Raw genomic sequence first — 23,299 nt, 5'->3', positions numbered from 1 at the left:
GCCTCCTTAGAGCATGCCCTTCGTTGAAGGAATACCTGTTACCTTGGGGTCAAATGATACAGCCTGCCGCAAGGCATGTCCCAGCGCCTTGAATATCGCCTCGATTTTATGATGGGTATTCGTGCCATACAGGATTTTTACATGCAGGGTTATCCCGGCATGCATAGCAAAAGCCCGCAAAAATTCCTCCGTAAGTTCCGTATCAAAGCCGCCCACCTGTGGTGCCATTTCGCCACCGTCATAAACCAGAAATGGACGGCCGCTGATATCGAGGGTTACAAACGCTAAGGATTCGTCCATGGGCAGATAAAACGTCCCATAGCGGCAAATGCCTTTTTTATCGCCAATCGCCTGTTTAAAGGCATCGCCCAGCGCAATGCCAATATCTTCGACACTATGATGGCCGTCGACCTGCAAATCGCCCTGACAGTTAAGCGTAAAATCCAGCTGGCCATGGGCCGTAAACAAATTGAGCATATGGTCAAAAAAGCCGATACCGGAGGAAATTTTTCCCTGCCCTTTTCCATCCAAATTCAGCTGCAGGGTGATATTGGTTTCTGCTGTCTGCCGTTTTATTTCCGCGTTGCGCTCACTCATATACGACCCTCCACAAACGTTTTTACCGCCTCATACCAGGTGTCATTTTCCTCGCGCAGTCCCATGGAAATGCGCAGGCAGTTCTTTAACCCCGGCTTATCCCCAAAGCTGCGGACGCCAATGCCTTGTTCTTCAAGGTATTTATTAAGTTTCACAGCCTTGGCATATTTAATGAGAATAAAATTGGTTTCCGAAGGATAAACCGTTACCCCCGGCAGTTTGTCGAGCAAAGTGGTCATGCGTTTGCGCTCGGCAATCATCATCTGAATGCGGGGCACGTATTCATGACGCATCTGATAGACAATATCGGCTGTAACGAGTGATAAAACATTCATGTGATAGGGCATATAGGACTTGCCAATCATCGTTATGATTTCCTTGGCAGCCAGCATATAACCCACACGGGCCGACGCCAGGCCATAGGCCTTGGAGAAAGTTCTGGCCACAATTAAGTTCGGATATTTAGCCAGCAGGCCGACTGCCGAACGGCCGTAAAATTCTATATAAGCCTCATCGATAAGCAGGGCACAATTGCTGTGAATATTGGCTGCTATGTACTCAATGGTGTCCAGGTCATACGCTGTCCCCGTAGGATTATTAGGATTACAGATTACCGCCAGCCCGGCTTTTTCCTCATTTACCATCGCTACAAATTTTTCTTTATTCAGGGAATAATCCTTATTCAGCGGAAATTCAATTCCCTGAGCCTGGGCAGCTTTGGCATAAATGCTGTACATGGAAAACGACGGCACCAGATAGACGATTTTTTTCGCTTTCGTTCCCCCAAAGCAATAGAACAGCTTTTCAATTATTTCACTGGAACCATTGCCAAGTAAAACATTTTCCTTCTGCAGGCGGTGATTATCCGCAATCTGCTCACACAGATAGTCGTATTCCTCATTGGGATAACGGTTAAATGCCACCCGGGACAAACGTCCCATCAGGCGGTCCTCCACCATCGGCGGCAGGTTCATATTGCATTCATTGGCGTTGACTTTTATCTGCCAGTCCCGCTCTACCACATCATAGGACGGCATATCCTTTAAGCCGGTACGATATTTCAACATAAATTATTTCCTCCTCAGTCGAATGGCATTGGCGTGTGCCTGCAGCCCCTCCGTTTCCGCCAGGCGGATAATATCATCACTGACGGCCGCCAAGGCCTCCTGACTATAAGAAATCAGGCTCGTGCGTTTCATAAAGGTTTCTACATTCAGTACGCTGTAATAACGGGCAGTACCGCCTGTAGGCAAAACGTGATTAGGGCCGGCAAAATAATCGCCCAAGGGTTCCGGCGAATACGCCCCAAGGAACACTGCGCCGGCATGTTTTACTTCCGGCAGGAGTTTAAAAGGCTCTTTGGTCAGTAATTCCAAATGCTCCGGTGCCGAAGTGTTGGCAAATCGCAGGGCCTGCGCCATATCCTCTGCAATGACAATCAGGCCATTCCGTTCTATGGAGGCACGGGCAATTTCCTGCCGTGGCAGTTTCTGCAGCTGGCTTTCAGCCTCCATGGCTACCTGCCGGGCCAGTTTTTCGCTGTCAGTAATGACAATGCTGGAGGCCAGGGGGTCGTGTTCTGCCTGGCTCAGCATATCTGCCGCCGTATAAACGGGGTCAGCGCTGTCATCAGCCACAATGAGAATCTCGCTGGGGCCGGCCAGCATATCGATATCCACGTGTCCGTAAACTTCTTTCTTGGCCAATGTCACAAAAATATTGCCCGGGCCGGTAATTTTATCCACACGCGGAATGGTTTCTGTTCCAAAGGCCATAGCCGCAATGGCCTGCGCGCCGCCTATCTTATAAATTTTCTGTACGCCGGCCAGTTTAGCAGCAATCAGCACATAAGGATTGATAGCGCCGTTTTTCGGCGGTACCATCATGATGATTTCCCCCACGCCGGCCACAACTGCCGGCATGGCATTCATAATCACTGAGGAAGGATAGGCGGCCGTACCGCCGGGTACATATATGCCCACCCTGTCCAGCGGAATCAGTGACTGTCCCAACAGCGAACCATGTTCACGGTAAGTCATCCAGGAATTAGGCTTTTGCTCCTCATGATAACGGCGTACGTTGGCCGCCGCCTTCTCTAAGGATTCCACCACCTTGGGGTCAGCCTGCGCCTCTGCCGCAGCAAATTCTGCCTCCGTCACCAGTAAATCATCAATGTTACATTCTACTTTGTCAATGAGTTTCGTATAGCGCAGGACAGCTTTATCACCTTCAAAGCGCACATCATGGACAATCTGGGCCACCAATTCGGCGGCGCTCATATCCCTGCCGAAGGTTATTTTATTAGCCTCCCTGATTTTAGGGCTTAATTCCACCGTATCAAAAGCAGGTTTCTGTAACATTTTATTGATGGCTGCCTCGCCCAGTTCACTTGCTTTGACAATCTTCATTGTGCCGCCTCCGCTTCTAAGACCTTACGTAAATCTTCCACCAGACTGTGTATTCTGTCAAACTTCAGTTTAAAGCTGACACGGTTGGCTATCAGCCTTGCCGTCGCCTCCTGAATAGAAACAATTTCCTCCAAATCATTTTCCCGAAGTGTCGTACCGGTTTCCACGATATCTACGATACTTTCCGACAAGCCCACAATCGGCCCAAGCTCAATGGAACCATTCAGCTTGATGTATTCCATCTGCATGCCCTGCTGACGGAAAAATTTCTCGGCAATATGGGGAAATTTTGTAGCGACACGCGTGTGGTTGTAATCCATGAGTTTGGCCCGTTTTTCCGCCTTGGGCACAGCCATCATCAGATGACATTTGCCAAAGCCCATATCGAGCAGTTCATAGACGTCTTTTTCCGTTTCGAGCAGTACGTCCTTGCCAATCACGCCGATATCTGCCGCCCCATATTCCACATAAGTCGGCACATCAGCGGTCTTGGATACGATAAAACGGATTTTCTTTTCTTCGTTGCTGATAATCAGCTTGCGTGATTTATCCGACAAACCTTCGGCCGTATAGCCGATTTTTTCCAGTAATCTGGCCGACAAGCCAAAGAGTTTACCCTTGGGTAATGCTATGGTAAGATATTCCATTTCAGACTTCATGCACAAGCCTCCAATTCCCTAAACTGACCAGTCAGTCTGACCGGTCAATGGTCAAATGTCAATTCAATTCATCTGCCGCACGCAGCAGTTTAAGTTCCGGCGGTTCATTTTCCGCAGCCGAAGCATGATGACAGCGGATAAGCGTGGCCTCAGCTGCCATGCCGATATTTTCCAGTTTCATCGCACCTATTTCCGGGTGTTTGTAATATACATACATTATATGACCAAGCCAGCCTTTACCAGTTTCCCCCAGTTGTTTGGCTTTAGCCGGGAAATAATGTTTTAACAGTACGGCTGCGACCTTACCCATAATATCCATATCCCCCTGCACGCGTCCAACATCGTGCAGCAGTGCGGCACGCAGCAGCAAGGCTTTGTCCCCTGACGGCTGCTGCTGCCATAGTTTCATGGCTGTCCTGGCCACATGCAAGGCGTGGTACTGGTCAGCAGGGTGCATGGCATAAAAGAGCTGCTGTGCCGCCTGGGGCAGTTTTTCGGCCACCAAATCCTTATCTTCCGGCGTAATCCGTGCGGTCAAAGCCCGGTAAAACTGTTTGATACGCTGTATCATGAGATATACTCTAAGGCCGCATAATTTTTCTGCTGCTGGCTTTCTTGGGCCGCCGCCTCTGTCTGGCTGCTGACTGCCAGTTCCACGGATTTACCCTGCTCACGCAAGACTGCAGCCCTTTCAATGGCCGCCGTTTCCCGGCCGTCAGCGTAACCCACATATACATCACGGGGCAGGCTGTGCCGGGGCAGTTTCTGCCGTTCAATGGCCAGCAGAATACGCTCTATCCCCAGGGCAAAGCCCGTGGCCGGACAGGCCGTACCAAAGTCGGCCAGCAGGTGGTCATAACGGCCGCCGCCACAGAGCGGATATCCCAGGCCCGGTGCATAGACTTCAAAGACCATGCCGGTATAATAGCTGAAGTCCCTGATTATGCCCAGGTCAAAACGCACATACTGCTCAACCTTGTAGGCTTTCAGCAGGCGGTATATTTCTGCCAAATTGTCCAGTGCCCGGCGGCTTTGTTCATTAAGCGCAATATCGTACGCATTCTTTAAGAGCTCTTCGCCGCCATTTAAGAGCGGCAGTTTCTTTAAGACCTGCTTGGCATTCTCCGGCAGCTGCAGCTGTTCCACCAGCTGGTTTAATTCCACCAGATTTCGGCGTTCCATAGCCTCCTTCAGCTCTGCCTGTTCCTGTTCGCTCAGGCGGTACTGATTGAGTATGCCGTTTAGAAATTCCACCTGTCCCAGGCAGACCGTAAACTCTGTCAGTCCGGAACGCAGCAGCCCGGTTACGGCTAGTGCCACCACCTCGGCGTCCGTGGCCGGACTGCCAGGGCCCATAAGTTCTACACCGGCCTGATAGAATTCACACTGACGGCCGGCCTGTGCCTGCTCATAACGGAACACACTGCTGATATAGGATAGTTTCAACGGCAAGGGACTGTCCTGCAGGCGCGTGCTGACGAGCCGGGCAATGGGCGTAGTCATTTCATGGCGCAGGGCCACGGTTTTATTTTCCTTATCAAAGAGCTTGAACAGATGATTGCCAATACTGCGGTTACCGCCCAGGCTCAACGTATCCAAATATTCAATGGAAGGTGTAACCACTTCCTCATAGCCCCACTGCGCAAATAATTCTGCCAGCCGGGTTTCCACCACCCGTTTGCCTGCCGCTTCTGCCGGCAGAAAATCCCGGGTTCCATAGGGAATCTTTAACAAGCTTATATCTTTTTCCATGAGCACTACTCCCCTCGCCTTTGTTTATATCATTTGTCTGCTGTATCAGCCGGTATTCTGTCCAAAACGATTTTATACCCGTCCGCACCGTAATTCAGGCAGCGTTTTACCCGGCTGATAGTGGCGGTGCTGGCACCGGTACGGGCCACAATATCATCATAGATATGGCCACCCTGCAGCATACGGGCTACCTCGAGCCGCTGGGAAAGCGCCTTAAGTTCACTGATAGTGCAGATATCCTCGAAGAACTGATAACATTCCTCTATCGATTTCAGTGACAGGATAGCTTTAAACAGCATATCATTCTGATCCTCCCGCAGTTTAGGATTAACCAATTCCGTCCCCTCCTCTTATACTTTTCGTCTTTAATCCTTTAGTTTGTGAAATTATGTCACTCATTATAGCATAAACGTAAACAAAAAAAAAGCCCTGGAAAGATTTTTTCACTTTCCTGAGCTTTTTGTATCCCAATGTCAGTTCAGAGCAAACATTTATACTTTATTACTCTTTAAATTCAATTTTTCCGGTCATACCGGATTTGAGAGTAAATGACGTGTCAGCCGGCAGGGAAATTTTTACAACGGTCAGAATTTTTGACTTGTCAGTTTCTGACTCGTCATTTTCCGGCGTACTGATATCCTGTACCGTTCCCTGCAGTTTATGACCGTCAATTTCGTAATTGACAAATTCCCCGAGCCGTACCTTGGCAGCCTGATTTGCTGTCAGCTTGGCCTCCAGCCAGGCATCATTGCTGGCCTGAATGCGGACAACTTCCTGTTCATTCTTTAACTCGCTGCCTGTGGCAATACCCTCAGCCAGACTAATTACACCAGCCGCTGCTGCTCGGATTTCCGTTGCCTGCTGGTCATTTTTCGCGTTGGCTAAAGCAGCCTCAGCCTGCTTAACCTGTAACTCAGCCTGTTTTAACACCTCAGGGCTGGTCGGAACTACCGTTGTCTGCATTGCAGCTGCGGACGGCGCAGCATTGGCAGCTGCCTGGGCTGCAGCATACGCCGCCGCGGCTTCATCACGTTTGGCCGCGCTGATAGCGCCCATCTCAAACAACTCATTCATACGCTGCATACGTGAATACGCATTTGAAGCGCGCTGCTGAGCTCCGCTGTCCACGACAGGTGCTGCTGCCTGCGCCACGGTCGTCCCCTTTTGCAGCTGCGCATAACTTTGCTGAGCCAGCTGCACATTCTGTTCCAGCTGGGCAATATCTTCCGGCGTAATCTTGGATTCCACCCGGGCAATCACAGCGCCTTCTTCCACATAGTCGCCGTCCTGCACCAACAGTTCCGTAATCTTGCCATCACCTTTGGCTGTAATCACAGACTCACGCCCCACTACCAGCGCGTCGCTCACGGTAAAGCTGCGAGAGTTGTGCTGATAGAGGTACAAGCCGCCACCGGCCAGAGCCGCCAGTACAATCAAACCCAGCAGGCCAAAGCGGATAAAATTCTTCGCTTTCTCTGTAACATCTACTTCCATCTATATCCCCCCTTGGGATAATAACCATCAGACTATCCAAAGGCCCGGCGTAACCTTTTCGGGAGCGTTTGACGCGCAGCGCCTCAACGCCAGAAAAGGTTATGCCGGGCCTTATCGAGCCTAACTTACTTTATTTTAGCCCAGCTGAGCCTTAATCACTTCTACAGCCTTATCAAAAGCCTGCGGCAGAGCATCTGCATTCTTACCGCCAGCCTGAGCCATGTCCGGACGGCCGCCGCCGCCACCACCGACAACAGCAGCTGCTTCCTTGATAATCTTGCCGGCATGAATGCCCTTGGCATTGGCCTCTTTCGTAGCCTTGACCACGAGGTTGACTTTGCCATCATTAGCGCAGGCCAGAACCACAACGCTCGGCGTATCGAGCTTGGAGCTGGTCATATCAGCTACTTCACGGAGTTCGTCCATGCTGCCGGCATTTGTCTTGCCGCAAACAACATTAACGCCGTTTACTTCCTGCAGACCAGCAATCAGTTTTGCCGCATCAGCCTTATCGCGCATAGCAGCTACTTCGTCGAGCTGTTTCTGCATAGCCTTCATTTCGCCCTGCAGTTTTTCAATCTGCGCCGGCACTTCTTCTTCCTTGGTCTTGAGCTTGCCAGCAGCGTCAGCAAGAATTGCCATCTTAGCGTTGGCATAGTCCAGCGCAGCCTTCCCCGTGATAGCCTCAATACGGCGCACACCGGAGGCTACACCAGATTCGCTGACAATCTTAAACATGCCAATCTGGCCAACATTGGCTACATGGGAGCCGCCGCAAAGTTCCATGGAGAAATCAGGAACCTTGACCACACGTACCACATCGCCGTATTTTTCGGAGAACAGAGCCATAGCGCCAGCGGCTTTAGCCTCATCCAGGCTCATGTGGGAGATTTCCACATCCTGGCCCTTGAGGATTTCGTTATTGACGAGTTCTTCTACATCAGCGAGCTGCTGAGCCGTCACCGGTTCAAAGTTCGTGAAGTCAAAACGCAGGCGTTCCGGCGTAACGGAGGAACCAGCCTGGCTGATCTGGTCACCAACAACCTTCTTGAGAGCAGCCTGCAGCAGATGCGTAGCCGTATGGTTACGGGCAGAGGCCAGTTTCTGGGCCTTGTTTACAGCAATCTGTACTTCGTCGCCAACTTTAAGCTGACCTTCTTCAACATAAGCTACATGGTAAACCGTGCCGTCCGGCAGTTTCTTGGCGTTGCTGACGCTGATATGACCGAATTCCGAGGTCAGAATACCTTCATCACCAACCTGTCCGCCGCCTTCTGCGTAGAACGGCGTCGTCGTGAGGATTACACCAGCCTCCTGGCCGTCGGTGATTTCGTCCACCAGCTTGCCATCCTGCCAGATAGCCACAACCTTGCCTGCCGTTGCCTTTTCATCAACCGTCAGCTTGCTGACATCGATGGAGGACAGGTCGGGCACAGCCACACGGGTGTTTTCAGCACGGGCGTTGCGGGCACGCGTGCGCTGTTCATCCATAGCCTTGTCAAAGCCTTCCTTATCGAGTTCCAAACCATTTTCATGGAGAATTTCTTCCGTCAGTTCCCAGGGGAAACCAAAGGTATCGTAAAGGCGGAAAGTAACTTCGCCGTCGAGCGCCGTCTTGCCGGCAGCCTTAACCTTTGCGATTTCAGCACCGAGAAGTTCCATACCCTGGTTGAGGGTAGCAGCAAAACGATCTTCTTCAAGGCTGATAACCTTCTTGATGTAATCGGCCTTGTTGACGAGTTCTTCAAAGTCCTTGGCACCGCGGTAAATTTCCACAGCAGCATTAACTGCACCTTCGAGGAACTTGTCCTTGATGCCGAGCATACGGCCATGACGGATAGCACGGCGCAGAATACGGCGCAGCACATAGCCACGGCCTTCGTTGGAGGGCAGAATGCCGTCCATAATCATGATGGCCATGGAACGGGCATGGTCAGCGATAACCTTAAGGGAAACGTCCTTTTCGGCATCTTCGCCATAGGTCACACCGGCAACACCAGCAGCGTATTCGATAATCGGGTACAACAGGTCGGTTTCAAAGTTGGTCTTTTTCTCCTGTACAACGGAGGCCAGACGTTCCAGACCACAGCCCGTATCAATGTTTTTATGAGCGAGGTTCTTGTAGGAACCATCTTCCTGCTTGTCGTACTGCGTGAACACGAGGTTCCAGATTTCAAGATATCTGTCGCAGTCACAGCCCACAGCACAGTCCGGCGAGCCGCAGCCGCGTTCTTCGCCCAGGTCAATATAGATTTCGGAGTCCGGACCGCAGGGGCCAGGGCCGATTTCCCAGAAGTTATCGTCCATCTTCACGATATGGTCCTGCGGGAAACCAGGCTGGGATTTCCAAATTTCGATGGCTTCATCATCGTCTGGATAAACCGTAACCCAGAGTTTGTCCTTCGGCAGTTCCACGACTTCCGTCAGGAATTCCCATGCCCAGGGAATAGCTTCGCCTTTGAAGTAATCGCCAAAGGAGAAATTGCCCAGCATTTCAAAGAAGGTCTGATGACGGGCAGTACGGCCGACATTTTCGATATCGCCGGTACGCACGCAGCGCTGACTGGTCGTCACACGCGTACGGGGCGGTTTCATCTTGCCCGTGAAGAAGGGCTTTAACGGTGCCATACCTGCACCGATCAAAAGCAGCGTTGGGTCATCCTGCGGAATCAGCGAGAAACTCGGCAGGCGCAAATGCCCCTTCTTTTCTGCAAAGAACTGCAAATATGCTTCACGCAGTTCGTTACCACTCATATACTTCAAACAAATCTACCCCCATATAGGTATTTTGCAGCAGAACACATGTCTGCTGTAATTTACAAATCTAACGTTCCTATTTTACCAAAAAAAAAGCCATAATAAAAGGGCTTACACGCAATTTTCCACGGCCGGACAGGATAAAATATTGTAAAACTGTTTCAGCCACTCAAATATATTACAGTTTGACAGTCAATGCGTTATTAAAAGTATCCCGTCAATACGTGCATGGGGTTCACGGGGGAGTAATTTTTCTGCCCCCAGCAACAGTCTATTCAATTGCCACGAAAACCCGTTGCTCCCGTTACAAGAACATCGATGTGCTTGTTACCTGTCACTGCGAAATAATCATTTTACACGGACGTCACTTGGGGCGGAGGTGGTGATGCTTTTCGCAGTGGAACGACTGTCCGAACGCAGTGAGGACTGGCCCACAAACAACAGTTCCTGGAAACTGAGATGAACAATCGCGCCGACTGCTTGCCGGCGCATGCAGCTAAAAAAGTTCATAATTTTGCTGGTGGGCCATTCAGTGCAACAGCGAAAAGTATTACCACCTCCACCCGACTGAGTTGTCACAATTAAAAGTAAGCAGGCACTGACCGTCAAACTGCAATAAAAAAAGTCCATTGACACTTCATTTCGTCAATGGACTTTATAGTCAACTGCAATTAAGCTCTAACCACCATGCGCTCAATATCACCATATTGGATTTTGGCACTGGCCTCAACAGGATTCCCCTTTAAAATATCATTTTCCACAGCCGCCTTATCAGACACGTTTACGCGTCCGGCCGACACTTCATCTTTGACCTTCTGCAGCAGGGCTTTTCTGCCGGCCACCGTATCCGAGAACACTTCGTTGTTATAACGGGCATTCATCGAATGTGCATCTTTATTATCGTTGCAGTTAAAGAAAATATACATGTATTTCTTTTTGGCAACAGCCGCCTTTGTGGTTTTAGCAGCTGACTTAGCCGCCTTGACTGCGGTGCTGGTTACTGCCGCCTCTACTACCTTGCTGGCAACTCCCTTTACCGCTTTTTTCGCAGCCGTAGCTGCCGTTTTCTTCACACCGGTTGTCTTTTTTGTCGTAGCCAAGTAGAATTCCTCCCCTAAAAATTCACTATTTTTATACTTGGAAAAAGTGTATCACAAAATTAACTACATTGCAAAATTTTTGACTCAACTCTGCCCTTCAGCCTTATCACGATAAAAATACAGGAAGATGATGGGTATCACCAACAATGTAAAGACGGTGGACGTCAGCAGGCCGCCGATGATAACCCAGGCCATGGATACACGCGTTTCGGCGCCATCGCTGAGCGCCAGCGCCATCGGCATCATTCCCACCATCATGGTGATGGTAGTCATAAATATCGGCTTTAACCGCACACAGCCAGCCTCCACAATAGCCTCCAGCGCATTGCGTCCCCTGTCCATTAAAGTCAGGGTGTAATCAATGAGCAGCGTACCGTTTTTCGCCACAATACCATCCATTACCAATATACCAATCATTGAGTAAAGATTAAGGGTATTGTGGGTTAAGAAGAGCAGCAACACTGAACCTATCAGCCCCAGGGGCAGGGAAAACATGCGGATAAAAGGCGTAAGCACTGATTCATAAAGCACCGCCAGCAACATGTAAATAAGTATCAGCGCCAGGAATAAGGCACTGAGCAATTCCGCAAAGGTATCATTCATGCGGTTGGCCTGCCCCTTAAAGCGGTAAGTAATACCTTCGCCTAAATCGGCCTGCTGCAAAGCCTTTTTGGCGTCCCGCACCACGTCACCTACGGGCCGGCCTCTGAGGTTGGCACCAATCTGTATGGAACGCTGCTTATCCACGCGGCGTATACTTACCGGGCCGCGGCCATCTTTGACATTGGCCACATCGCCCAGGTACACCAGTTTGCCGTTTGACCATACCGGTACTCTGGCCACGTCCGAGGCCTTGTAACCATCGGCACCTGTCAGACGCACTTTGATATCGGTATCCTGTCCCCCATTCAGCGGGTCATTCTTTAAACTGCCTGCCGATATACCGCTGATGGCCGAACTAAACGCCGTATCAATATCGGCAATGGAGGCGTCAAAAGCCTTCAGCTTGTCACGGTTGACTGTCAGCTGAATTTCCGGCATGCCTTCGGTATAGGAGCTGCTGACATCACCCACACCTTTGATATCTTGGCGCAGGATTTTCTCCACTTTGTCAGCCGCAGCCGTTAACTCCGTCATATTGCTGCCTCGGAGTTCAACCTGCAGGGCACCGCCGCCCCCGCGGCCGCCACCGCCGCCGGCAATACCGGCCACGTTGGACTGGGACTCAGTCACGCGCACTTCAGCCGTCTTTATATCCTTGGCAAAATCCCTTACCTCATTGGTAATCTCCCAAATGGAACGGCTGCGATCATGCCTGCCAACCAGTTCCACCTTAATGCGGCCCTCATAAGCACTCGAAGAACCACCGGCCTGCGTCATATAATACTTGACCTCCGGAATCTGCGCCAGCTTTTCTTCCAGTTGCAGGGCAACCTTATTTGGTTCTTCCGAAGAGGCCCTGACCGGACACTCGATATTGATGGTAAAACTTGACTCGTCTGTCTGCGGCATGTATTCCGTCCCGACAGCCCCCAACGGAATCAGCGCGAGTACAGCAGCAAAAATGCCTAAAATTGACAGCAGCAGTTTCTTTTGGTGCCCTAAACTCCAATAGAGCAGCCGCCGATAAATTTCCACTGCCCGCACTTCCAGGTTGTCCATGATTTGCCAAAGCAGGGAATCACTTACATGGTAACCTTTTTTAAAGAACTTGGCCGCAAGCATAGGCGTCAGCGTAAAGGACACAAACAGGGAAAACGCTCCGGCAAAGACAATCGTCAAGCCGAACTGCCGGAAATACTGGCCCGTCATTCCTTCCATAAAAGCAATAGGCATAAATACTGCTGCATCACAAAGGGTGATAGCCACAGCCGCCATACCGATTTCCATACGTCCTTTTTCGGCCGCCTCCTCAGGCGCCGCACCATTTTTGAGATAACGAATGATATTTTCAAGAACAACAATGGAATCATCTACCAAAATTCCCACACACAAGGTCATACCCATGAGTGACATCATGTTGAAGGTAAACCCGGCCAGATACATGACAAAGAATGTCGAAATCAGGGAAGTAGGAATGGCAATCATAACCGCGGCAGTGGAACGCCAGCCACGCAGGAATAAAAACAGCACCAGCCCGGTGGTGATAAGCCCCTCCACCAGTGTGCCCAAAGTGCTGTGCAGGGACGTTTCCACATAATCGGCGTCATTGGACACCACGACAAACTGATATTCCGGATAGTCGCGGCGCAGTTTTTCCACCGATTTCATGATTTCCTGTGCCGTTTCCACGACATTGGCATCACTATTTTTGTAAATGAGCACGTTGATAGCCGGTTCATCGTTTAGCCGTCCATACCGCTGCTGCCGCGCGTCCTGTTCTTTGACCGCAGCCACCGCTGTCAACGGAATCAGTTCACCGCTGGTATTGGCCACCCGGATTTTAGCAATGTCGGCGGCACTGCTGTATTCTGCCAGCACGCGGACGTCTGTCTTGGTGGATTCTGTATAGACCGGCCCGGACGGCATCAGCTGATTTTCGTTGCGGATAGCACTGGCAATCTTGGGCAGTGTCAGCTTGTAAGCGGCCAGTTTCTCCCTGTCCACTTCCACCGCCACTTCCTTGTCACGGCCGCCGTGCAGCTCAATTTCCGAAACACCGCCGGCCTGTTGCAAAACGTCCTGAAAGACGTTTTCCGTCATGGAATACGTCATGCCCAGGCTGTGCTGACTCATGACCGCCAGTTCCATAATTGGCTTGGCGTTGATATCCCGCTTGATGACGACGGGGGCGTCAGCCTCATCGGGCAGCTTGCTTTTGATGGCCTCGACTTTTTTGGTCGCCTCAATCGCCGCCATATCCGCGTCAGCATCAAAGTTCAGCTCCATCATCACCCGGCCGCGTTCATAACTGGCCACAGATGTCAGCGTCTTAACATTGGACACTGAAGATACTGCGTCCTCCACAGGCTTGAGGATTTCCTGCTCCACGGACTCAGCACTGGCCCCCGGATAACGCACTGTCACGGTCACATAAGGGGTATTTAGCGCCGGCAGCAGTTCCACGCCGATTCTGTAGTAACTGTAAAGTCCCAGCACCACAAAAAAGGCCACTATCATGGAAATGCCTACAGGCCTATTGATGGACCAACGGGTGATATTCATGATACCACCTGCACCTTCGTGCCTGTTTGCAGTTTATCCTGATTGGATAGTACCACCTGTTCGCCTGCGCTGAGCCCCTCGATGATTTCTTCCTCTTTATCGTTGAGCAGGCCGATTTTTACTTCCCGCTGCTCAACAGTACCATCTGCCCGCAGCACAAACACCGACGTCACCCCATTACGCGTCAGCACAGCCTCCTGCGGCACAAAAATGGTCTGCGGCCGCTGTAAAATATCAACGGTCGTATGCGCAAAGAGGCCGGCTTTGACGGCCTCATCAGCATCGGAAATTTCCAGACGAACCAGATAACTCTTGCTGTTTTCCTCCATGGCCGGGCTGACAAAGATAATCTTGCCGGCATAATCACGTCCCAGTGCGTCAATGGTAATATTCACCGCCATTCCCGTTTGCAGAATGGCCGCGTCATTTTCCCCGATGGTGCAGTCCACGTTGATATGGCTGTTGTCCACCAGTGTAAACGCCTTGGTACCGGCAGCAGCCAGCGCCCCCACCTCGGCATTACGGTAGGCAATCACACCACTGCGCGGAGCACGCAGAAACATATCCTCACGTTGTTTCTGCAAGGCCTCTACCGCCCGTTCCTGCTTAATGGCATTGTATTCCTTCGACTGGACGGACGCCGCCTCACCGCCCGCCACCTGATTGGCTAAAATCTCAAAGGCCGCCTTGCTGGCCATGTACTCATTTTCCACACTGTCCAAAGTATCCTGTGATATTGCCCCAATGGAAAAAAGATATTGTTGACGTTCAAATTTGCTTTTCGCCAGCTCATAAGCATTCTTCTTACTGATATAGTTGGCATTATAAGAGGCCGACGCCTCCCTGGTATCTGCCCAGGCCGCACCTGCTGCCGCCGTATTCTGGGCAATGGAGATATCCAAATCCTCCATATCCTGAGCCATCAGAACCTGTCCGGCCTCCACCCGGTCACCGAGCTTAACGTATACAGCCGCAATCCGGCCGCTGTATTTCGGTGCCAGGTTGATACTGGCATCAGCTACCGTTTGGCCGGACAGGACAATATGCCGCTGCATATCCTGCCGTTCCACCGTCTGAACCTTGACAGCCGGCAGATTGCGCTGCTGTTTCTGTCCATTCTGCTTGCCGGCACCCATATAAAAATAAAAAGCTACTGTCAGCAGGATTAAACAAATCCCACCGACAGCCAGCTTCTGTCTCCGTGACATTACTGCAAAACGATGCATTATCTTTTCCTCATTTTATAACCTTGAAATTTTTTAGTAACTTTTTCTTTTCTTCATCAGTCAACGCAGAACACTTATTTTCTCCCTTGACCATTTGCAGGCGCACTTTTTTCACCTTAGGCTGACGTTTAGATGAAGGCAACACCGTTTTAATCCGGTTTTCCTTTTGCAGTAATTCTGCCATATTCAGCTTATCCAGGGCCTCTTTCAAATACCCATTGTTACGGGCTTTGCGCAAAACATAAGCCATCGCCAAAGCTGCATCATCCTGTAAATCCAAAAGACTGCCCTTTATTAGTTTTTCCTCATCTATATACTGAGCCAAACCTACCCGTTCCAGATATCTGGATAAATTACCGCGAAAATATGCCAGACGCATCCGTTCTTCCAGGCGCATAGCCGCCCTTACCAAGATTGCATCCAGCCGTTCATCCATACCCGAACGTTTCATACGCATACCCCCTGAAAACATCCGATAAGAATTTATTTCGCTGTGAAACGTTTTTTTCCTGCAAAAAATTAAAACATGTGCAGTGTTTTGCCCTTTATTTTTGTTTTCAAGGTAATTGTAAAGGTTGTCCCCTGCCCCAAAACACTGTCAATAGCAATGGTGCCATGGTGCAGCTCCACGATTTCCTGGGCAATGGCCAGTCCCAGCCCGTTGCCGCCCATTTCCCGGGAACGGGCTTTATCCACCCGATAGAAACGGTCAAAAACTTTTTCCTGGTCCTCCGGCGCAATACCAATTCCTGTATCAGATACAGCCAGGCATACCTTGCCCTTTTCTGCCTTTCTGAATTCCAGAGTGACCTTGCCACCGTCCGGCGTGTATTTCACGGCATTATCCACCAGTATCAGTACCAGCTGCCGGATTTTTTGCTCATCAGCATGAATCATGGTCTTGGGCAGATTTTCCGCGATAATCGCGATATTTTTCTGTTCAGCCAGCGGCTGCATGAGCCGGGCTGTCTGCGCCGCCACCGCTCCGAGGTCAAACTTGGACGGTTTGAGCTTTAACGCCTTGTTATCGCTGCGGGCTACCACCAGCAAATCACCCACCAGCTTGGTCATCTTTTTGACTTCATCATGCACATCTTCCACAACCTGTTTGAGGAAAGGCGATTTAATTGACGGGTCATTCTGCAGCAGCTCTGCCGAGGCCATAACCACTGCCAGCGGCGTTCTGAGCTCATGCGAGGCGTCAGCGGCAAACTGCCGCTGCTTTTCATAAGCTGCCTTTAACGGCACCATAGCCTTACCGGAAAGGATATGCCCCACAATAGTGGCAATGATAAGTGCCAGCAGGCCCAGGCCGGCCATGATGGTGGTGGCTTTTTCCATACCATTGTAGAGGGCCGTTACGTCCTTGCCCACATAAACCCGCTGTACCTTGCCGCTGCTTTCCGTAATTTTTTGAGAGGTCATCATGATTTCTGACTTGTGGCCGTTTTCCCGGGGCTTGGTCACGACAACCACATCACCATCGGGAGCCTGCCACTGAGCCATGACGTCCAGAATAAACGGCTCAATACGGAAGGAGGCACGGGCAAAATTAAGCAGGCGTCCTTCTTCATCAAACACATAGAAAAATAACCGGTCATTGGTATTTTTATAGGCCAGGGTATCGTCTATGACCAGTTCAGGGTGCTGATTAAGATATTTTTGTGCCTCAGCCACATTGTCTGCCGTATCCCATAGTTCCCGGGCCTGCTCGGAACGAATTGACCAGTCCATGGACTGGTGCATGGCAAAGATAAGCACCGCCAAAAAGATAATCATGACCAGCGAGTACAGCATGGTCAGGCGGAACCGGCTTTGGCCGAAGAGATTTTCCGCCATTACTCTGCAACCTCCAGCTTATAGCCTATGCCCCGGACGGTCTTGATGGCCGTAGCGCCATCGCCCAGGTCCAGCTTTTTGCGCAGGATTTTTATGTAAGAGTCAATGTTATTGGAGCTTACATCAGCCTCCATACCCCAGATTCTGTCGAGCAGAATATCACGCGGCACCACAATCCCCAGATTCTGTACCAGGAGGTCAAAAATCTGGAACTCACGCGGCGAAAGCTGTATGACTTCGTCCTTCTTCTTCAATACTTTCGTGGTACGATTCAGGGTGAACTCACCCACTTCCACCTGGTCCTGCTGAATCTTCTGCGTACTGCGGCGTCCCAAAGCTCTGAGACGCGCTAACAGCTCAGCAAATTCAAAGGGTTTTACCAGATAATCATCGGCACCGGCGTCCAGGCCTGTCACCCGGTCCTCAACAGAATCACGGGCCGTCAGCATAAGGATAGCCTTGGAATAGCCTTCACTACGCAGGCGGCGGCAGGCATCCACGCCATTTTCCCCCGGCATCATCCAGTCGAGAATCAAAATATCATAATCGGTGAACATGGCATACTCATAAATATCGCTGCCATTGGTCACCCATTCAACTTTTATTTTATTCTGTTCCAGCATGTACTGGATAAGTTTACCCAAACGTTTATCGTCTTCAGCTAATAATACTCGCATAGTGGCACCTCCACAATTTTCGTCTTCTATATTATAGACATCTTTTCTTGAAAAAGGAATGAAAATCGTTATGACATTACATAAAAATCATAGTTTACACCTATATACAAAGAGGCTGATATGATATATCCCTTCGCCAGCACACGCATAGCGTGTAAAGCGCTCAGTGATAGACCATATCAGCCTTAAAAAATCTATGTTATTTGTAATACTCTTTAATTTGTCAAATCGCTATGACTCTGTAGCCGCCAGCCTTATGCCGGCCTGACGTAACCCTTGACGGAAAATTTCTGTCTGTGCTTTTGTGGCCTCGGGTACGCCCTGCAACGGATACTCCCAGTTGAGTTTTTCCCACTTGGCAATGCCCATGGTGTGATAAGGCAGAACTTCAATTTCCGCTGCCGGCGGCAGGCTTTTCATAATGCCGATAAGTGCGGCCAGACTGTCTTTACCGTCCGTATAGCCGGGGATTAGCACATAGCGCACCGTTACAGGACGGCGTGCCGCCACCAGCTGCAGATTCTGCAGTATAGGCCTTATAGACTTAATATTCGTCAGCGCCTGATAACTGGCATCGGTACTGCCCTTCAAGGAAAAGAGTACCCTGTCCGTATGGGCCAGCACCTGCATGATTGTTTCTTTACTGGCCAGACCGCAGGTATCAAGAGCTGTATCCAAGCCGCGGGCCTGTGCCTCCGCAAAGAGCCCTGCCACAAACTCCGGCTGCAATAAGGGTTCGCCACCGGTTACGGTAAGGCCGCCACCGGAGTTTTCATAAAACAGGCGGTACTCTTCGGCCTCCTGTAAAACCTCTGCCGCGGTAATGGTCTGCTCCCCCTGTGCCCAGGTGTCCGGGTTATGACAGAAGGCACAGCCCAGCCTGCAGCCGGCCAGGAACAGGACATAGCGCATGCCGGGACCGTCTACCGTACCACAGGTCAGCTTGGAATGATAATATCCCTGTACCATCTTACATTGCTTCGTAGAAGGTACGCTGAATAACTTCGAGCTGATGCGGTCTGTCCAGCTTGATAAAGTTTACAGCATAACCGGAAACGCGAATTGTGAGCTGCGGATAATTTTCCGGATGTTCCATAGCGTCCTCCAGCACAGCCCTGTCGAGTACGTTAATGTTAATGTGATGAGCCTCATAACCGCTGTAGCCATCCAGCATCGCCGTCAGGTTCTGCACACGGATTTCATCAGTCTTGCCCAAAGCCGACGGAATCATGGAGAAGGTATAGGAAATACCGTCACGGCAGTCAGCATAATCAAGATGGGCAATGGACTTCATGGCTGCCAAAGCACCATTCTTATCACGGCCATGCATGGGGTTAGCCCCCGGTGCCAACGGCTCGCCGATTTTACGGCCATCAGGCGTCGTGCCGGTCTTTTTGCCGTACATGACATTGGATGTGATAGTCAGAATGGACAGCGTGTGAGACGCGCCGCGATAAGCCTTATGCTTGCGCAGCTCCGTAATGAATTCATGCGTCAGTTCGTGTGCCAACTCGTCCACACGCGGGTCATTGTTGCCGAATTTCGGGAAATCCCCTTCAACGGCAAAATCCACAGCTACACCCTGCTCGTTGCGCAGCGGCTTAACCTTGGCAAATTTGATAGCCGACAGGGAATCAACTGCGCAGGACAGGCCGGCTACACCGAAAGCCATCAGACGTTCAATTTTACTGTCATGCAGGGCCATCTGACCAGCCTCATAAGCATGCAAATCATGCGAGTAGTGGATGACATTCATCGTATCCACATAGAGTCTGGCCAGCCAGGACAATACCTGACTGTACTTTTTACGCACTTCTGTGTAATCCAGTACGTCGCCCTGCGGCAGGGGGATTTCCGGTGCCAGCTGTTCGCCGGTCTTTTCGTCCTTACCGCCATTGATAGCGAGCAGCAGGGATTTTGCCAGATTGGCCCGGGCACCGAAGAACTGCATCATCTTGCCGAGTTTCATAGCCGACACGCAGCAGGTAATGCCATAATCATCACCATAGGCCGGACGCATAACCTCATCGTTTTCATACTGGATAGCGCTGGTCTTGATGGAAATTTCTGCCGCATACTGCTTAAAGCCCTCCGGCAGACGCTGGGACCAGAGCACCGTCAGATTCGGTTCCGGGGACGGGCCGAGATTCTCCAGCGTATGCAGGATACGGAAAGAGTTCTTCGTCACCAGCGTACGGCCGTCCTCTCCCATACCACCTACAGATTCGGTTACCCAAATGGGGTCACCGGCAAAGAGTTCATTGTATTCCGGCGTACGCAGCATCCGCACCATACGCAGTTTAATCACGAGCTGGTCCATGAGTTCCTGCGCCTCAGCCTCAGTAATTTTACCGGCAGCCAGGTCGCGCTCGATATAAATATCCAGGAATGTGGAAACACGGCCGATAGACATTGCCGCGCCGTTCTGTTCCTTAACGGACGCCAGATAACCAAAGTACACCCACTGCACAGCCTCCCGGGCATTTTTCGCCGGCTGGCTGATATCAAAGCCATAGCTGGCCGCCATGGTCTTGAGGTCATGCAAGGCCTTAATCTGCCAGGAGATTTCACTGCGGGACCGCATTTTTTCCTGGTCCATGCTGCCGCCGAACATTTCTTCCTTGTCCTGCTTTTTCTGCTCAATGAGATAGTCAACGCCATAGAGCGCTACACGGCGGTAGTCACCGATGATACGGCCGCGGCCATAAGCGTCAGGCAGACCAGTCAACAGACCTAAGTGACGTGCCTTGCGCATCTCCGGCGTGTAAAGTTCAAACACAGCCTCATTGTGCGTCTTAACATGCTTAGAATAGATTTCCGTAATCTCATCGCTGACCTTGTAGCCGTATTCAGCAGCAGCCTGCTGCGCCATGCGCAGACCGCCGTTGACAATCAGGCCGCGCTTTAACGGCGCGTCCAGCTGCAAGCCCACGATGGACTCATGCGCCTTATCTATGTAGCCGGGACCGTGGGAAATGGTGGTCGATACCTTTTCCGTATCTACATCCAGCACACCGCCCTTTTGACGTTCTTCCGCCAGCAGGCGCTTGCATTCTTCCCATACAGCCGTGGTATTTGCCGTTGCTGCAGCCAGAAAGTCTGCCTGCCCTTCATAGGGCGTGTAGTTTTTCTGAATAAAGTCACGTACATCAATTTTCGTCTGCCACTTGCCGGGACGGAATCCCTGCCAATTTTCCTGTATCATACAATCCTCCTGTTTGTCGCTTAGACAAAGTAAACCGCCTGAGCAAGGCGTATACACACCCTGCCCAGGCGGTTGGCTCTTGAAAAAGCGTTGGTGCAGTTCCCTGTGTTAATCCACTAATCCGCCGGTCCAGCACCTATTTATTACCTGCTACTAATTATATCCATTACGGGCCTCCCTGTCAATATCATGACAAGAGGATTCCCGTTAATGATATAACCTTCTTTATCAGCCTACACTGGAACGCTGCGCCGCTTCCACCGCGTCAGACAATGCCATATTGTAGCCTTCGCTATATCCCTCCTGATAGCCATCGTACTCGCAGCTGGCACCATAATCGCGCAACAGACGCAGCATGTCTTCCAGCTGTGTTTCCGTCCAGTCACTCATCGCACAGAGGGTTCCCAACCTCTCAATGCAGGCCAGTTCTTTTCCCTGCGTATCCATTGTCATAAACAATTTCCTCCTGCCAAAAGATTCCCCATAAATTGTCTAAGCTTACACCTTGGTCAGTATAGCATGGGAAATTTTTCCTAACCAGTCTTGACTTTTTTTCCAGTCACATTCTCCCCCATGCCCATTGGCAAAAAAAATTTTCACCATCTCCAAGGCTCGTAAACTAATGTAAAATACTCTATAATATGATTATTATAGATACGAAATGGAGATACATATATGGAAAAGACTAACCCCATCTACAAAAGTTATGTGGAAATACTCCGCCGCGAACTGGTGCCGGCAATGGGCTGCACCGAACCAATTGCCATTGCCTACTGCGCGGCCAAAGCCAGGTCCGTGCTGGGCTGCCTGCCGGATAAAGTCACCGTTGCCGCCAGCGGCAATATCATAAAAAATGTCAAAAGCGTTATCGTCCCTAACACGGAAGGACGCAAGGGCATTGAGGCTGCTGCGGCCATCGGCATTGTTGCCGGTGACGAAACTGCCGGCCTCGAAGTCATTGCCCATGCTAAAGAGGCGGATAAAGCTAAGCTGGGTGAATATCTCAGCCATAGTGAAATAAATGTAGAGTTTGCTCAGTCTGACCATGTTCTCGACATTATCGTCAAAGTCAGCAAAGGACAGGACAACGCTGTAGTTCAAGTGGTCAACGAACATACGAACATTGTCAAAATCACCCGCAACGGGCAGGTTCTGCTGGAAAAAGAAATTGTCAATGTCATTGACAAAGACACGCCGGACTACGAATGCCTGACTATTGCAGATATCTATGATTTTGCCATGACCTGTGACCTTGCCGATGTACAGGAAATACTTGACCGGCAGATTGCCTACAACACGGCCATCGCCGACGAAGGTTTAAAAAATGACTATGGTGCCAATATCGGCAAGACGCTGCTCAAAGCCTATGGCCAGGACGTCCATATCCGGGCCCGGGCCAGAGCCGCTGCCGGTTCTGACGCCCGCATGAACGGCTGTGAGCTGCCCGTAGTCATCAATTCCGGCAGTGGCAATCAAGGTATGACCGTCTCCCTGCCGGTCATCGAATACGCCAAAGAAACGGGTGCTGACCAGGAAAAACTATACCGCGCCCTGCTGCTCTCCAACCTCGTCACCCTGCATGAAAAAGAAGGCATTGGCCGCCTTTCCGCCTACTGCGGTGCAGTCAGTGCCGGGGCAGGTGCCGGTGCCGGCATTGCCTGGCTCTGCGGCGGTGACTACAAGGCCATCATTCATACCATCGTCAATGCTTTGGCCATCACCTCCGGCATAGTCTGCGACGGTGCCAAAGCCTCCTGTGCCGCAAAAATTTCCGCTGCCGTTGATGCCGGCATTCTGGGCTTTGAAATGTACCGCAACGGCCAGCAATTCTACGGTGGCGACGGCCTCGTAGAAAAAGGCGTGGAAAACACCATCCGCAACATCAGCCGCCTCGGCCGCATTGGCATGAAGGAAACCGATAAGGAAATCATCAGCATTATGATTGGGAAATAAGACGCGCCCCTGCATATAAATTGCAGTCTGACAGTCAATGCGTGCTTATTTTTATTTGTTACAGCTCAGTCGGGTGGAGGTGGTAATACTTTTCGCTGTTGCACTAAATGACCCACCAGCAAAAATATTGTTTTTCTAGCTACATGCGCCGGCAAGCAGTCGGCGCGATTGTTCAGCGCAGTGTCCAGGGACTGTTGTTTGTGGGCCAGTCCTCACTGCGTTCGGACGGTCGTTCCACTGCGAAAAGCATCACCACCTCCGCCCTAAGAGTCGTCCGTTTAAAAGAATTATTTCGCAGTGACAGGGAACAAGTACATCGATGTTCTTGTAACGGGAGCAACGGGTTCGTAGCAATTGTAAATACCTTAGCTGGGGGCGAACGGGGGAGTGATTTTTATGCGGGGAGCGACTGCCTGAGCGCAGCGAAGGCCGGCACACTGTAGTCAATCGCTAAGCAACTACGCTGA

At 50.8% G+C, this 23,299-nt stretch carries 19 protein-coding genes; 1 reads left to right on the top strand and 18 read right to left on the bottom strand.

What is annotated here, in order from left to right; translation table 11 throughout:
- Window positions 1-6 precede the first annotated feature (6 nt).
- The 18 genes from hisB to DL94_RS0103785 form a co-directional block, all read right to left on the bottom strand.
- Window positions 7-597 carry an imidazoleglycerol-phosphate dehydratase HisB gene (hisB, locus tag DL94_RS0103870; RefSeq protein WP_028129006.1) on the bottom strand — a complete coding sequence of 197 codons (591 nt, stop codon included), beginning with the start codon at window positions 595-597 and terminating at the stop codon, window positions 7-9.
- On the bottom strand, window positions 594-1,664 hold the full coding sequence (gene hisC, locus DL94_RS0103865) for a histidinol-phosphate transaminase (protein ID WP_028129005.1): 1,071 nt from the start codon (window positions 1,662-1,664) through the stop codon (window positions 594-596). Before hisC ends, hisB begins: the two co-directional genes overlap by 4 nt.
- A 3-nt stretch (window positions 1,665-1,667) precedes the next feature.
- Window positions 1,668-3,005: a histidinol dehydrogenase gene (gene hisD / locus DL94_RS0103860; protein WP_028129004.1), complete on the bottom strand. Its 1,338-nt coding sequence runs from the start codon at window positions 3,003-3,005 to the stop codon at window positions 1,668-1,670.
- A complete protein-coding gene (hisG, locus tag DL94_RS0103855; RefSeq protein WP_026766718.1) occupies window positions 3,002-3,664 on the bottom strand; it encodes an ATP phosphoribosyltransferase in 663 nt (220 codons plus the stop codon). Before hisG ends, hisD begins: the two co-directional genes overlap by 4 nt.
- A 58-nt stretch (window positions 3,665-3,722) precedes the next feature.
- Window positions 3,723-4,235 (bottom strand): HD domain-containing protein, encoded by a 513-nt coding sequence (locus DL94_RS0103850; protein ID WP_028129003.1) that lies wholly within the window; start codon window positions 4,233-4,235, stop codon window positions 3,723-3,725.
- Window positions 4,232-5,416 (bottom strand): ATP phosphoribosyltransferase regulatory subunit, encoded by a 1,185-nt coding sequence (gene hisZ / locus DL94_RS0103845; protein WP_028129002.1) that lies wholly within the window; start codon window positions 5,414-5,416, stop codon window positions 4,232-4,234. Before hisZ ends, DL94_RS0103850 begins: the two co-directional genes overlap by 4 nt.
- A gap of 29 nt (window positions 5,417-5,445) precedes the next feature.
- Window positions 5,446-5,751, bottom strand: a complete 306-nt coding sequence (locus DL94_RS0103840) for a YerC/YecD family TrpR-related protein (protein WP_028129001.1) — start codon at window positions 5,749-5,751, stop codon at window positions 5,446-5,448.
- Window positions 5,752-5,917: 166 nt separating this feature from the next.
- Window positions 5,918-6,910, bottom strand: coding sequence for an HlyD family secretion protein (locus DL94_RS0103835; protein WP_028129000.1), 993 nt, complete (start codon window positions 6,908-6,910; stop codon window positions 5,918-5,920).
- A gap of 135 nt (window positions 6,911-7,045) precedes the next feature.
- Complete coding sequence (alaS, locus tag DL94_RS0103830) at window positions 7,046-9,664, bottom strand: alanine--tRNA ligase (RefSeq protein ID WP_231464520.1); 2,619 nt, start codon at window positions 9,662-9,664, stop codon at window positions 7,046-7,048.
- A 674-nt stretch (window positions 9,665-10,338) separates the two neighbouring features.
- Window positions 10,339-10,767 carry a hypothetical protein gene (locus DL94_RS15815; RefSeq protein WP_051586293.1) on the bottom strand — a complete coding sequence of 143 codons (429 nt, stop codon included), beginning with the start codon at window positions 10,765-10,767 and terminating at the stop codon, window positions 10,339-10,341.
- An 84-nt stretch (window positions 10,768-10,851) separates the two neighbouring features.
- The gene (locus DL94_RS0103820; protein ID WP_028128998.1) at window positions 10,852-13,932 is read right to left on the bottom strand and encodes an efflux RND transporter permease subunit; all 3,081 of its coding nucleotides are present in this window, start codon (window positions 13,930-13,932) and stop codon (window positions 10,852-10,854) included.
- The gene (locus DL94_RS0103815) at window positions 13,929-15,158 is read right to left on the bottom strand and encodes an efflux RND transporter periplasmic adaptor subunit (RefSeq protein WP_072023088.1); all 1,230 of its coding nucleotides are present in this window, start codon (window positions 15,156-15,158) and stop codon (window positions 13,929-13,931) included. Before DL94_RS0103815 ends, DL94_RS0103820 begins: the two co-directional genes overlap by 4 nt.
- Window positions 15,159-15,168: 10 nt before the next feature.
- Window positions 15,169-15,609, bottom strand: coding sequence for a hypothetical protein (locus tag DL94_RS0103810; RefSeq protein ID WP_028128996.1), 441 nt, complete (start codon window positions 15,607-15,609; stop codon window positions 15,169-15,171).
- Window positions 15,610-15,677: 68 nt separating this feature from the next.
- Entirely contained in the window at window positions 15,678-16,997 is a 1,320-nt protein-coding gene (locus tag DL94_RS0103805; protein ID WP_028128995.1) for a sensor histidine kinase, read from the bottom strand.
- Window positions 16,997-17,674, bottom strand: coding sequence for a response regulator transcription factor (locus tag DL94_RS0103800; protein ID WP_028128994.1), 678 nt, complete (start codon window positions 17,672-17,674; stop codon window positions 16,997-16,999). Before DL94_RS0103800 ends, DL94_RS0103805 begins: the two co-directional genes overlap by 1 nt.
- A 231-nt stretch (window positions 17,675-17,905) precedes the next feature.
- On the bottom strand, window positions 17,906-18,643 hold the full coding sequence (pflA, locus tag DL94_RS14195; protein ID WP_037371240.1) for a pyruvate formate-lyase-activating protein: 738 nt from the start codon (window positions 18,641-18,643) through the stop codon (window positions 17,906-17,908).
- Between the two features lies 1 nt (window position 18,644).
- Window positions 18,645-20,879, bottom strand: coding sequence for a formate C-acetyltransferase (pflB, locus tag DL94_RS0103790; RefSeq protein ID WP_037371239.1), 2,235 nt, complete (start codon window positions 20,877-20,879; stop codon window positions 18,645-18,647).
- A 228-nt stretch (window positions 20,880-21,107) separates the two neighbouring features.
- A complete protein-coding gene (locus tag DL94_RS0103785) occupies window positions 21,108-21,332 on the bottom strand; it encodes a hypothetical protein (protein ID WP_028128992.1) in 225 nt (74 codons plus the stop codon).
- Between the two features lie 222 nt (window positions 21,333-21,554).
- On the opposite strand from DL94_RS0103785, the gene DL94_RS0103780 reads away from it, so the two are divergent.
- Entirely contained in the window at window positions 21,555-22,832 is a 1,278-nt protein-coding gene (locus DL94_RS0103780) for an L-cysteine desulfidase family protein (protein ID WP_028128991.1), read from the top strand.
- Window positions 22,833-23,299 lie beyond the last annotated feature (467 nt).

It is taken from the genome of Selenomonas sp. AE3005 (assembly GCF_000686945.1).
Lineage (GTDB): Bacteria > Bacillota > Negativicutes > Selenomonadales > Selenomonadaceae > Selenomonas_A.
Note: the sequence above shows the minus strand (reverse complement) of the source record. Positions and strands in the feature narration are given on the sequence as shown.

What these genes read in the sequence shown, in the direction of transcription:
- hisB (WP_028129006.1), bottom strand. Translation starts at nt 597, where the DNA reads ATGAGTGAGCGCAACGCGGAAATAAAACGGCAGACAGCAGAAACCAAT.
- hisC (WP_028129005.1), bottom strand. Translation starts at nt 1,664, where the DNA reads ATGTTGAAATATCGTACCGGCTTAAAGGATATGCCGTCCTATGATGTG.
- hisD (WP_028129004.1), bottom strand. Translation starts at nt 3,005, where the DNA reads ATGAAGATTGTCAAAGCAAGTGAACTGGGCGAGGCAGCCATCAATAAA.
- hisG (WP_026766718.1), bottom strand. Translation starts at nt 3,664, where the DNA reads ATGAAGTCTGAAATGGAATATCTTACCATAGCATTACCCAAGGGTAAA.
- DL94_RS0103850 (WP_028129003.1), bottom strand. Translation starts at nt 4,235, where the DNA reads ATGATACAGCGTATCAAACAGTTTTACCGGGCTTTGACCGCACGGATT.
- hisZ (WP_028129002.1), bottom strand. Translation starts at nt 5,416, where the DNA reads ATGGAAAAAGATATAAGCTTGTTAAAGATTCCCTATGGAACCCGGGAT.
- DL94_RS0103835 (WP_028129000.1), bottom strand. Translation starts at nt 6,910, where the DNA reads ATGGAAGTAGATGTTACAGAGAAAGCGAAGAATTTTATCCGCTTTGGC.
- alaS (WP_231464520.1), bottom strand. Translation starts at nt 9,664, where the DNA reads ATGAGTGGTAACGAACTGCGTGAAGCATATTTGCAGTTCTTTGCAGAA.
- DL94_RS0103820 (WP_028128998.1), bottom strand. Translation starts at nt 13,932, where the DNA reads ATGAATATCACCCGTTGGTCCATCAATAGGCCTGTAGGCATTTCCATG.
- DL94_RS0103815 (WP_072023088.1), bottom strand. Translation starts at nt 15,158, where the DNA reads ATGCATCGTTTTGCAGTAATGTCACGGAGACAGAAGCTGGCTGTCGGT.
- DL94_RS0103810 (WP_028128996.1), bottom strand. Translation starts at nt 15,609, where the DNA reads ATGAAACGTTCGGGTATGGATGAACGGCTGGATGCAATCTTGGTAAGG.
- DL94_RS0103805 (WP_028128995.1), bottom strand. Translation starts at nt 16,997, where the DNA reads ATGGCGGAAAATCTCTTCGGCCAAAGCCGGTTCCGCCTGACCATGCTG.
- DL94_RS0103800 (WP_028128994.1), bottom strand. Translation starts at nt 17,674, where the DNA reads ATGCGAGTATTATTAGCTGAAGACGATAAACGTTTGGGTAAACTTATC.
- pflA (WP_037371240.1), bottom strand. Translation starts at nt 18,643, where the DNA reads ATGGTACAGGGATATTATCATTCCAAGCTGACCTGTGGTACGGTAGAC.
- pflB (WP_037371239.1), bottom strand. Translation starts at nt 20,879, where the DNA reads ATGATACAGGAAAATTGGCAGGGATTCCGTCCCGGCAAGTGGCAGACG.
- DL94_RS0103785 (WP_028128992.1), bottom strand. Translation starts at nt 21,332, where the DNA reads ATGACAATGGATACGCAGGGAAAAGAACTGGCCTGCATTGAGAGGTTG.
- DL94_RS0103780 (WP_028128991.1), top strand. Translation starts at nt 21,555, where the DNA reads ATGGAAAAGACTAACCCCATCTACAAAAGTTATGTGGAAATACTCCGC.